Here is a 10972-nt window from a genome sequence, read left to right as displayed (position 1 = left end):
GCACTGAAGTACCGGTTCCGAGCAGAGGGTGTTGCTTTTCGGAACCCATCCTTCAGGGTGGGCTGAGAGTGTCATAAAAGTAGCAACAGTCGGCACTGAAGTACCGATTCCGAGCAGAGGGGTGTTGCTTTTCGGAACCCATCCTTCAGGGTGGGCTGAGAGTGTCATAAAAGTAGCAACAGTCGGCACTGAAGTACCGATTCCGAGATATTTTGTCGGAACCCATGCTTTAGCATAGAAAGTACGGGTTCCGAAAAAGCTTAGAACATATAGCCTAAGCAGAAACGCTTAGCACTGATAGGTAGTTTTGAATTCGTATGCAGTCGGGCGACCTTCGTCCGGCCATACATCACGTTCAAATTTATAGTGCTGGTATGCTTCTATAAATTCAGATGTAAATACCGGCTTTAAGAATTCGTTGTCTGCAATAAGACCTTCTAATGCTTCACGAAGTGTGTGCGGCATTTGTGGAATGTTTTTTTCACGAATTTCATCAAGAGAAAGTTCAAACAGGTCTTCATCCATCGGACCGACAGGGATTGTAGCATGTTTGATACCGTCTAGTCCCGCCATCATCATTACAGCAAAAGCAAGGTAAGGACAAGATGAAGAGTCCGGGAATCTCATTTCAATACGTGTTGCTTTTTCACCTGCACCATACGGAATACGACAGGCAGCTGAGCGGTTTTGAGAAGAGTAAGTCAAAATGCTTGGTGCTTCAAACCCAGGAATAAGACGTTTGTATGAGTTTGTTGACGGGTTTGTAAATGCAGCAACTGCAGCAGCATGTTTGAAGATCCCACCTGCATAATGAATTGCCATTTCACTTAGGTTTCCATAATTGCCTTCTTTATAGAAAAGGTTTTTGCCGTTTTTCCACAGTGACTGGTGAACATGCATTCCGTTTCCGTTGTCACCATATAATGGTTTTGGCATAAATGTAGCAGTTTTACCGTTGAGGTGCGCTATCATTTTTACAACATATTTGTATTTTTGAACATTGTCACCAGCAGTGATGATGTCACCGAAAACGATACCGATTTCACCTTGACCCTGGGCAACTTCGTGGTGTCCAAGAACAACTTCAAGACCAACCTGCTCTAACACCTGCATCATTTCAGCACGCATATCCACCATAGAATCTGTCGGTGCTACAGGGAAGTAACCGCCTTTTGTTCCCGGTCTGTGACCTGTATTGTACATTTCGTCATATCCGGTGTTTGAATTCCATTCACCCTCTTCTGTGTCTACTTTGAATCCCATTTCATTGATATTGTCAACAAATTTAACATCATCAAAGATAAAAAATTCATTTTCCGGACCAAAGTATGCAGCATCAGCTATTCCGATCTCTTCAGCATATTTAAGTGCTTTTTTTGCGATTGAACGCGGACATCTTTCATATAATTCATTTTTGTAAATGTCATATACATCACAGATAAGAATCACAGTAGGATCGGCAGTAAAAGGATCAAGAAATGCAGTCGGAACATCTGCTTTTAAAAGCATGTCCGATTTGTTAATCGGTTGCCAGTTTTCGACAGAAGAACCGTCAAACGGGAAACCGTTTTCTAAATTTTCTGCATTTACTGCACTGTAACGGTATGTAAGGTGGTGCCATGAACCTTTAATATCACTAAATCTCAAATCTACAAATTGTACATCATTTTCATTACAAAATGTAAAGAACTCTTCTATGTTATTAACGAATTTTCCCATTAATTATCTCCTGAATTTTATCTGCATGTAGTATATCTTATTAAAACAAATTTATAACTTTGAGAATGATGAAAATATAATCAATTTCTCAGATTTGTTTCATATTGTGATAAAAATGAAAGTTTTTTAAATCAAAGAACTCACAGCAAGATGTTTTGGTTCATTTTTTGCAACTTTTTTTTGACAGGAAAGAATTGTATTTATATGCTCTTCACTTATGAATGATTTTTTCTCTGGAGTGATAAGCAAGGAGGCACTTGCTGTGAGAAGCGGAAACCTGCATGTTTGCTCTTTTCTGTTTTTGGAAATGATATAGCCATTCTCTTTATCTTTTTTGTTATAAAATTCTTTTGCCGAGGAAGCAAATTTTTCCAAAATATTTTCTATCATTTTCATGTCAAAAGAGTTATGGGTAAAATCTTTATTCTCCCAGGCAACAAAAAAATCATCACCTCCTATATGGGCTTTGAAAACATCTTTTGGCAGTTCTTTTCTCATAATATCTGCAAAAAGCTGAATAATCCTGTCACCGTTTCGAAAACCGTACACATCATTAAAGGCTTTGAAATTGTCGAGGTCAAAATAGCACAGAAGATAGGATGCTGAGGATTGGGATACTTTGTATATGTATTTTTCAATCATTGTGTTTCCGGGAAGTTTTGTAAGCGGATTTTGGTCTCTGGCCTGAATCATGTTTTCCTGATGCATCATGTTGATAATTGCTTTTGCGGACAAAAATCCATAATAGCCTGAATTTTTTGTAATAATAATGCCTGAAGATTCAGGATTGTTCGCAAAAAGTTCTATAAGGGTAGTGGTGTTGCTGTTGATATCTGCATGCCCGCAGGGGTGAAGCAGGTTTTCCAGTTTTGAGTTATTCTGTTCATTTAAGAGTAAAGACATGCCGTAGGGAGAGTAAAGAAACTCTTTGATGTCAGATTCAAGCAATATTCCCACAGGCTCATTTTGGGAATTTACAAGAGGAACAATGGGAACACTCTGATTCTTTTTAAAATACTCTATGACCAGATTCATTTTTGTTTTAAGTTTTAAAGGCTGAATTTTGTCTATATTGTTTTTCAGTAAAATATTTTTGTCACTTATCCGTCTGTCAAACTTTATAATGTCAATGATATTTGTGTATTGCTGATAAATTTTTTGTGTATTTTTTGTAGGTTTCTGAATAAGATAGCCCTGTGCCAAATGGCAGCCGATGTCTTTACATGTAAGGTACTCTTCTTTTGTCTCAACACCTTCGGCAATCACCTTAATGCCCAGTTGAATGGCAAGATGTGTGATGTTGCGAACCATAAGCTTTTTTTTCATATTGGTCGCAAGTCCCTGCAGAAAAAATCTGTCAATTTTGATGATATCGGGTGTGGAATCATAAAAAAGTTTGTATCCGGAATAGCCGACACCAAAGTCATCTATTGCAATGGAAAAATCTTCATTTTTATAATGCTGGAGTATTTTTTCAAGGTCAAATTCACTGGAAATTTCCTGTCTTTCCGAAATTTCAAAACAGAGATTTTCTTTCTTTATATTGAGCTCTTTGAGAATTTTTGTTGTATTTCCTGTAGAAAAATTTTCCATTTCCAAAACCCGGTTATCCAGATTATAAAAGAGCTTTATGTTCTTATAGCTTTGTATCTGTGTGTATTTTTTTAAAGCTTTTTCTCTCAGTGCCAAATCAAAAGAGTACAAAAGTTTCTCTTTATAAACAGCATCAAAGAGTGCAAAGATAGATTTAAATCCGACATCCTGAAAATTTCTCAACAGGGCTTCGACACCGTAGAGTGTTCCTGTATGGATATTGATGATAGGCTGAAAAGCCACATCAAGAATTTTAAGATTGTTTTTCCAGTGTTGGGTGAGTTCATTATTCATTATTTTAGATATCTCTTTTTTTGGGATTCTTTTATTTTTGAAATGTCGACGATTATAAAGCTGTCTATACAGTTGGAAAAATCACTGTCTATGTTGTAGGCGCAAAATTGTATGCCGCCTTTTTCACACAGATCGGCATACTGCTTGTAAAGCGTTGGAATATTTGTATTGATACTGCCAAGCGCTTTTTTGAGTGTTTTGAAATTCTCTTTGTATTCCGGTGCACTGAACTCTTTTTTAAGATTTGCCATGAGTGTTTCATCTGTTTTAAAGTTGTAGGGATTTTTTGCCCTGACAAGATTTTGTCTGTCTTGAAAGTTTTGATCATAAAAGTATAAAATCATATCTTTGGCTGTTTTGGCATAACTTTCACTCAGTGAAACCGGACCGTACATGTAACGGATATGCGAATTGTTTTTGAGATATGCACCTATGCCGTACCACAAATAATCAAGCGCCCGGGAACCCCAGTATTTTGGCTGGACAAAACTTCTGCCGAGTTCTATGGCATCGGGGAGGTAAGACAAAAATGCTTCGTTGTAATCAAAAAGTGTTGTTGTATAAAGGGCATCAACGCCAAATTTTTTTATGATATCCGTACATTCGGCTATACGGTATGCCCCGACTATTTCAAGATCTTCCTCATCCCAGAGTATAATGTGTTTATAGTATCTGTCATATTTGTCTATATCTCTTTTTTTGTTGATACCCTCTCCGACTTTGCGAAAGGAGAGCTCTCTGAGCCGTCCTATTTCATTGATGATAATAGAGTTGTTGTCATTGCTGCTGTAGAGATAAATTTTTTTTCCGTCTTTTGTCTCTCCGAGCAGTTGTGATGATTTTAACTCTTTTTTGAGATCCCGTCTGTCTTCGGGATGGGCAATTGCTTTTTGGGTTTCAAAATAGCTCTCATTTCTTTTGAGGGCATACAGATGTTTTTTATAGAGTTTGAGGAGTTTGTCCTTTTGTATCCCCTTTGGCGTGATGTTTTCATAAGGAATGAGTTCGCCTACAATCATCTCAATAGCTTTGTGTTTTTGTTTAAACATTTCGTGTGCAAGAAGCAGGGCTGCAAGTTTTTTGTTCAGCGCTGATACGGAGTAAAAGGTTTTGGAATTCTTCCCTCCTATAAATACGGGAAGTATAGGAGCATTGCCTTTTTTGGCAAATTTTAAAAAACCTTTGTGCCAAACCTTGTCTTTTATTCCTGTCGGAGTAGCCCGGCTTACTTCGCCGGAAGGAAAAATGATGACAGCCTCTTCTGCATCAAGTGCCGCATATACCTGTGTAACGGCTTCTTTTTTTTGCCGTGCTTTAAAATTGTTGACATTGATTAAAATATTTTTTATGGGAGTGATGACTTCTAAAAAATCATTTGCAACAACTTTTATATCTTTTCTGACATTACTGACAAGTTTGATAAGTGCGAGTGCATCCAAAGAACCAAGCGGATGATTGGCAATAATGACAACGCGTCCGGAGGAAGGAATGTTTTGAAGATCCTTGTCGGAGACGGAAAAATCAAAGTTGAGGTATTGCAATGCTTCGTCTATAAACTCAAAACTGCCCAAATGCCTGTTCTTTTTGATAAATTCATTGATTTGTTTCTCATGGACTACAGAATCTGCAAATTTTGAAATTGCACCTTTGATCACCCTGGAGTTTTTAAGTTTGGGGTATTTTTTTATAATCATTTTTTCAACATCAATCATACATACTCTTTTTTGTATTGCGTTGAAAAATTATAGTAAAGAGAGGTTACACAGAGATTACATTTTTCCTTATATATAATTCAAGATAATTCTGTATACTTAATTTAGTGGAAAATATTGAAAAGGGATGCTCATGCCTGAATATGCAAAACAGATAAGGATTTTGTATGTAGAAGATGAAGATGACGTGCGCGAAGGCTATGCCCGTGCACTCAAACGGATAAGCAAAGAATTATATACAGCCAACAACGGTATTGTCGGACTCGAATGTTTTAAAAAGTATCAGCCTGATATTGTTGTAAGCGATATTAAAATGCCTAAAATGAACGGTCTTGATATGATTCGGGCCATAAAAGAGAGGGACGCGGATGTAAAGGTTATATTTACAACAGCACACAGTGAAAGTGCCTATTTGCTTGAAGCGATAGAGTTGCAGGTGGAGGGATATCTGCTTAAACCTGTGCAAAAAAAATCCTTAACCGCTTTGATAGAAAAACTTGCCAAAAATATCATTATTGAAAAAGAGTATGAAGAACAGAGAGAAATTCTGCAGTATATTATAGATTCTGAAAACAGTATATCTGTTATTGCAAATATTGAACATGTCAGTTTTGCCTCAAAATCTTTTTTGAAATACTTTGGAGTAGAGAGTGTAGAAGAATTTAATGAAAAATTTCATTCTATTATTAACATTTTTTCAAATGAAGAGGACAGTATCACTACGAAAAATATACAGGCTTTCCTGGAAAAAGGCAACAGTCTGTATGATTTTATAAACTCTTTGAATGAGACACAGAGAATTACAACGATTGTAAACACCAAACATGAGAAAAAATCATTTTTGGTCAATATTTCCAGGATTAATGAAACACAGTTTCTGATGAACTTTACAGATGTAACTGAAATAGAAAAACAAAGAGAAGCCATTACAAAAAAAGCCAACCATGATATGCTTACAGGACTCTATAACAGAAACAAGTTTGAAGAGATTTTTGCGTATGAGCTTTCTCAGGTCAAAAGATATGGCTACCCCCTCTCTTTGGCTATAGCAGATATAGACCATTTTAAACTTTTTAATGACAGATACGGACACCTGGTTGGGGATGAAATTTTGAAACTTGTCGCCAATATACTGACTTCGTGTACCCGAAGTGCCGATACTATAGCAAGATGGGGCGGAGAAGAGTTTGTTATGCTTTTGCCGCAAACAGCACTTAATGACGCACAGCTGCTTCTTGAAAAATGCAGAAAAAAAGTTGAAGAACTTCATGCTCAGGAATATGGAAAGATTACACTGAGCTTTGGTGTCACTGCTTATAAAAAAGGGGATACGCTCAAATCAATGCTCCAAAGAGCGGACGAAGCTTTATATAAAGCAAAAGCGAACGGAAGAAACCGGGTGGTAAGTAAAAAATGAAACAGAAAATAAAATTTTTACTTTTATTTTTACTTTTGTTTGTGGTAAGCCAGTACCTGAACAACTATCATAAAAATCACTTAATTCAAAGAGAGCTCTCTTCGGTTCTCAGGCATTTGAAAATAAATTATGAAATTGTAAATGAGACAGACAAGGCAGATGCAGCCTCTTTAAATGCCTTTGTGTCTAATGATGCAACGGTTTTGCGTATATTGCAGGAGGCTTTACATGTAACGGAGGCAAAAAGAGAGTTCCTGCGTAAAGAATTGTATCAACATTTGAAAAAGCAATACAGCGAAATTCGAAAACGCGGTGTTTTACAAATGCAGTTTGTACTCCCCGACAATGTCTCTTTTTTACGCATGCACAAACCGGACAGATACGGGGATGATTTAACAGGTATTCGCTATACTTTTGAGTATGTCAATAAAACACATAAAGCGATTGCAGGGTTTGAGCAGGGGCGTATTGCGCATGGTTTTCGTAATGTTTTTCCTTTGTTTGACGGGGGAAAGTATATCTGTGCCTATGAAATATCTTTTTCCTCAGAATCTTTTCAAAACAGACTTGCCAAAGTAAACAGACTCTACACACATTTTTTGGTCAATAAAAAAGTATTTGATGTGAAATGGTATAAAGACAAAGAATTTTTAGCACATTATAAAACAAGTATAGAATCAGATGACTACATGTTTGTTTATACAAAAGGGGTTCGGCCACAGTATCTGCAGTATTTGAAAGAAAATATTATTCAAAAACATCAGCAGGAGATAAAAGAAAATATGCAAAAATGCAAGGCTTTTTCTTTGTATCAAAAAACAGGAAAAAGTGTCAAAGTTGTCTCTTTTTTACCTGTTAAAAATGTAAAATCAAAGCAGACAGTAGCCTATCTTGTGTTATATGCAGATAATTCAAATATCCAGTCTATTTTGTACAACTTCAAGCTTATCAGTCTGATTTTGCTTTTAGGCTTGTTTTTGCTTGTGTATCTTTTTTATCTACAGTTTATTCGAAAAAAAGCACTTAAAGAAACAGCTCAGGAACAACAAAAACTCCTGGAACTTTTTGACAAAGGAGATATTGCTCTTTTTAGATGGCAAAATGATATTCACTGGAGTGTCGAATATGTCTCAAACAATGTTGCCTCTTTGACAGGATATACAAAAGAGGCGTTTGTAAACGGTGAAATCGAATATCCTGATTTGATAGATGCAGAGGATTTGCAAAACGCCCTCCATGAACTTACAGAAGCATTTGAAAAGAATTTAGATATTTTAAAACATCAGCCATATCAAATCACGACAAAAGATAAAACAAAAAAATGGGTAGAACAGACAACGCTTTTTATTCGTGATAAAAAAGGGAGAATAACGCACTTTTTAGGCTATTTGATAGATGTCAGCAAAAGACAGAAACTTGAGACACAACTGCAACAGCTCAATGAACACCTCATAGAAGAGATAGAAAAACGTACAAACGAGATACTGCAAAAAGACAAAATGCTCCAGGAACAGGCAAAGCTGGCTGCGATGGGGGAGATGGTCGGAGCCATAGCGCATCAGTGGAGACAACCGCTGAATTCACTCAATATCAATATTCAAAATCTTGATGATGATTATGAGGAGGGTTTAATTGACAAAGAGTTTATAGATGAATTTATTGACAAACAGACACAGACAATAAACTTTATGAGTCAAACCATAGATGATTTTAGAAACTTTTTCAGAGTCGATAAAGTCAAACAGGATTTTTGGGTAAAACAGAGCATTGAAAACACTCTTTCTTTGGTAAATGCACAGTTAAAAAGTCACAATATTGAAATATCACTGCATGGAGAGGATTTTATGCTTCATGGGCTTGAAGGTGAGTTTCAGCAGGTTATTCTCAATATTATATCCAATGCAAAAGATGCCATTGTCCACAACCGTAAAGAGTATGGAAAAATAGACATTATACTGAAAAACAAAAAGATAATTATCACAGATAACGGAGGCGGAATACCTCAGGAAATTATAAAAAGAGTGTTTGAACCCTACTTTACAACAAAAGAGCAGGGCATGGGTACAGGTGTAGGACTCTATATGTCAAAGATAATAATTGAACAAAACATGGGCGGACATTTACATGCAAGCAATACAAAAGAGGGAGCTGAATTTATCATCGACTTTACGCAGGAGAGTTAAAAGACAATAGTAAAACTGGAGCCTTCATTCAGTTTGCTTCTGATGACAAGTTTAAAGTTGTGCAGCTGAATGATATTGTTCACGAGAAAGAGTCCCAGACCCAAAGAGTTGTTCCATCGGTTCGAGTGGACTCTGTAAAATTTGTTTGTAATGCTTTGCAAATCTTTTTCAGAAATACCTATTCCTGTATCAATAACTTCGAGTGAATTTTGACTGATATTGACTATGACTTCATCTTCGGAATATTTAAAAGCATTTTCTATCAGGTTTGTAATGACAATGCCAAAAAGTGTCGGATCAATCTCTATGGCCAGGGTTTTGTCTCCATTGACAATAATTTTTTTGTTTTTATAATGCAGTCCCAGGTTTTGTGCTGTTTCTTGTACCAGATTATATAAATTTACTTTGCGTGTATTTAAAGCCTGGTGCCCGCCATCAAGTTTCATGGAGAGTCTGAGGGTATCTATAAGCTCACTGAGTTTTGTACCGTTTGTATAGATTTTTGTAAGAAATTTCTTTCGTATACTCGGGTTGATGTTTTCATCATCAAGAAGTGTCTGTGAGTAGCCGTTTACAACCGCGATAGGGTTTTTAAACTCATGGGATATCGCAGAAATAATATCATCTTTTTGTTCATTGAGTTTTTGGAGTTTTTGCGTATATTTTGTTTTTTGTTTCTCTTTTTTGACAAGAATCTGTGAAACTTTTGTAAGCAGGTTTGTTATATGGGAAAATTCCTGGGAAAAGTCAGATTTTATATAGGTATCTTTTTTCTTTTTTGTCAAAGATTTTAAAAAGTCCACTATTCTTTTTGTTTCATGTTGAATCTGTATATTTATTCTGTAGGACATGTAAAGAACGATAAGAAAAAAGAGCAGTAAAACAAAGGCTATTTTAATGCCAAGGTTGATGATTTCACTGCGGACACCTTTGATTTCACGTGCAACCCGTACATAGAGAACTCTGCCGTCGATGGTGTATTTTTTTGCCACATACTGCAGATCTTTGTCAAGGGTATGTGAGTGGCGTATGGTGTAGCCGTGTTTTTCCCTGTTTGCCTGTACAATTTCGTCTCTGTATTTATGGTTGTCCATAGTTTCTTTGTCTTTGTCAGATTCTGCCAGGATATTGCCCTCTTCGTCTATAATAGTTAGGCGCAAATGGAGCTGTTTTTTTACCTTTTTTGCAAGTGCATCAAGGTCTGTGTCTTTGTTGATAGTGAAAGAGACAAGCTCAGTGGCTTGCATAAGTGCTTCTTTTGAAGAGTGAAGATAAAATTCATATACCCAATAGTAGACTATAGCACTCACTATTAAAAAGAGTGCTAAAAAGAGTGCTAAAAACTTCTCTAATACTATTTGGGAAATTTTTTTCATTTAATTGTGGATGTTTCCACCGATTTTGATATATACCAGCAGGTTTGCCACGCTGATTGCCCTGCTGGCGATTTTTTCACTTTTTCGAAGTGCTCTGAGCATCTTGTGATATTTTTCAAAGGTACTCGAGCCTTCGGCCTGTTCTACAAGCTTTCGTTCTATCATTTCATACAGGTCATCAACTTTGTTTTCTTCGATAAGTACCTCTTCATACATCTCCTGAAGTTCATCCATGTCATCAACATTGATCATTCTTACTGTTGTTGTAATGGCTTTGACCGTTGAGGTCTGCATAAGGCTTGCATATTCGTTAATCTCTTTGACATCAAGGTCTTTGCATACATCAGTAAATCCCCGTATGAAGCTTCTTGTGTTGGAGCATGCGCGTGAGAGTTCATTGCTTATTTTAAAGTAGGCAACAACCTGTCGCAGGTCTCTTGCTTCTGGTGTATACAGAGCAAGGACTTTAATGATTGCATTGTCAATTTCATCCGCTTTTGCCGTAATGTTTTTGATGCTGTTTCTTGCATCATTAAAGGTTTTTTCATCGCAGTTTTGTAATGCCTGGAGAATGAGTGTATTGGCAGTTACAAGATTTTCTCCGATATGTGTAAGTTTTTTTCTTATTTCATCGAGGCTTGTTCTAAAAGTAGGTAACATTTTTGACTCCTTTGTTTT

General features: G+C 36.5%; 8 protein-coding genes. 3 read left to right on the top strand and 5 right to left on the bottom strand.

Features of this window, described 5'->3' with window-relative positions; translation table 11 throughout:
• The first annotated feature begins 31 nt into the window (after positions 1–31).
• On the top strand, positions 32–238 hold the full coding sequence (locus tag MNY28_RS09260; protein ID WP_346389644.1) for a hypothetical protein: 207 nt from the start codon (positions 32–34) through the stop codon (positions 236–238).
• Between the two features lie 50 nt (positions 239–288).
• Here MNY28_RS09260 and glnA read toward each other — a convergent pair whose 3' ends face one another.
• From glnA to MNY28_RS09245, 3 genes are all read right to left on the bottom strand, one after another.
• Entirely contained in the window at positions 289–1719 is a 1431-nt protein-coding gene (gene glnA, locus MNY28_RS09255; RefSeq protein WP_151899515.1) for a type I glutamate--ammonia ligase, read from the bottom strand.
• 126 nt (positions 1720–1845) lie between these two features.
• On the bottom strand, positions 1846–3606 hold the full coding sequence (locus MNY28_RS09250) for a GGDEF domain-containing protein (protein ID WP_346389643.1): 1761 nt from the start codon (positions 3604–3606) through the stop codon (positions 1846–1848).
• On the bottom strand, positions 3606–5318 hold the full coding sequence (locus MNY28_RS09245; protein ID WP_346389642.1) for a lysophospholipid acyltransferase family protein: 1713 nt from the start codon (positions 5316–5318) through the stop codon (positions 3606–3608). Before MNY28_RS09245 ends, MNY28_RS09250 begins: the two co-directional genes overlap by 1 nt.
• Before the next feature lie 133 nt (positions 5319–5451).
• On the opposite strand from MNY28_RS09245, the gene MNY28_RS09240 reads away from it, so the two are divergent.
• Both MNY28_RS09240 and MNY28_RS09235 read left to right on the top strand, forming a co-directional pair.
• Complete coding sequence (locus tag MNY28_RS09240; protein WP_346389641.1) at positions 5452–6735, top strand: diguanylate cyclase; 1284 nt, start codon at positions 5452–5454, stop codon at positions 6733–6735.
• Complete coding sequence (locus tag MNY28_RS09235) at positions 6732–8918, top strand: ATP-binding protein (protein WP_346389640.1); 2187 nt, start codon at positions 6732–6734, stop codon at positions 8916–8918. Before MNY28_RS09240 ends, MNY28_RS09235 begins: the two co-directional genes overlap by 4 nt.
• Here MNY28_RS09235 and MNY28_RS09230 read toward each other — a convergent pair.
• Positions 8915–10294 carry an ATP-binding protein gene (locus MNY28_RS09230; RefSeq protein WP_346389639.1) on the bottom strand — a complete coding sequence of 460 codons (1380 nt, stop codon included), beginning with the start codon at positions 10292–10294 and terminating at the stop codon, positions 8915–8917. The two genes, MNY28_RS09235 and MNY28_RS09230, sit on opposite strands and share 4 nt — an antisense overlap.
• Positions 10295–10954 carry a PhoU domain-containing protein gene (locus tag MNY28_RS09225; RefSeq protein WP_151899519.1) on the bottom strand — a complete coding sequence of 220 codons (660 nt, stop codon included), beginning with the start codon at positions 10952–10954 and terminating at the stop codon, positions 10295–10297.
• Between the last annotated feature and the right edge of the window lie 18 nt (positions 10955–10972).

The sequence above is a fragment of the Sulfurimonas sp. NWX367 genome (assembly GCF_039667065.1).
Classification (GTDB): domain Bacteria; phylum Campylobacterota; class Campylobacteria; order Campylobacterales; family Sulfurimonadaceae; genus Sulfurimonas; species Sulfurimonas hydrogeniphila.
The sequence above is the reverse complement of the archived record's forward strand: the minus strand, read 5'-3'. Positions and strand labels throughout refer to the sequence as shown.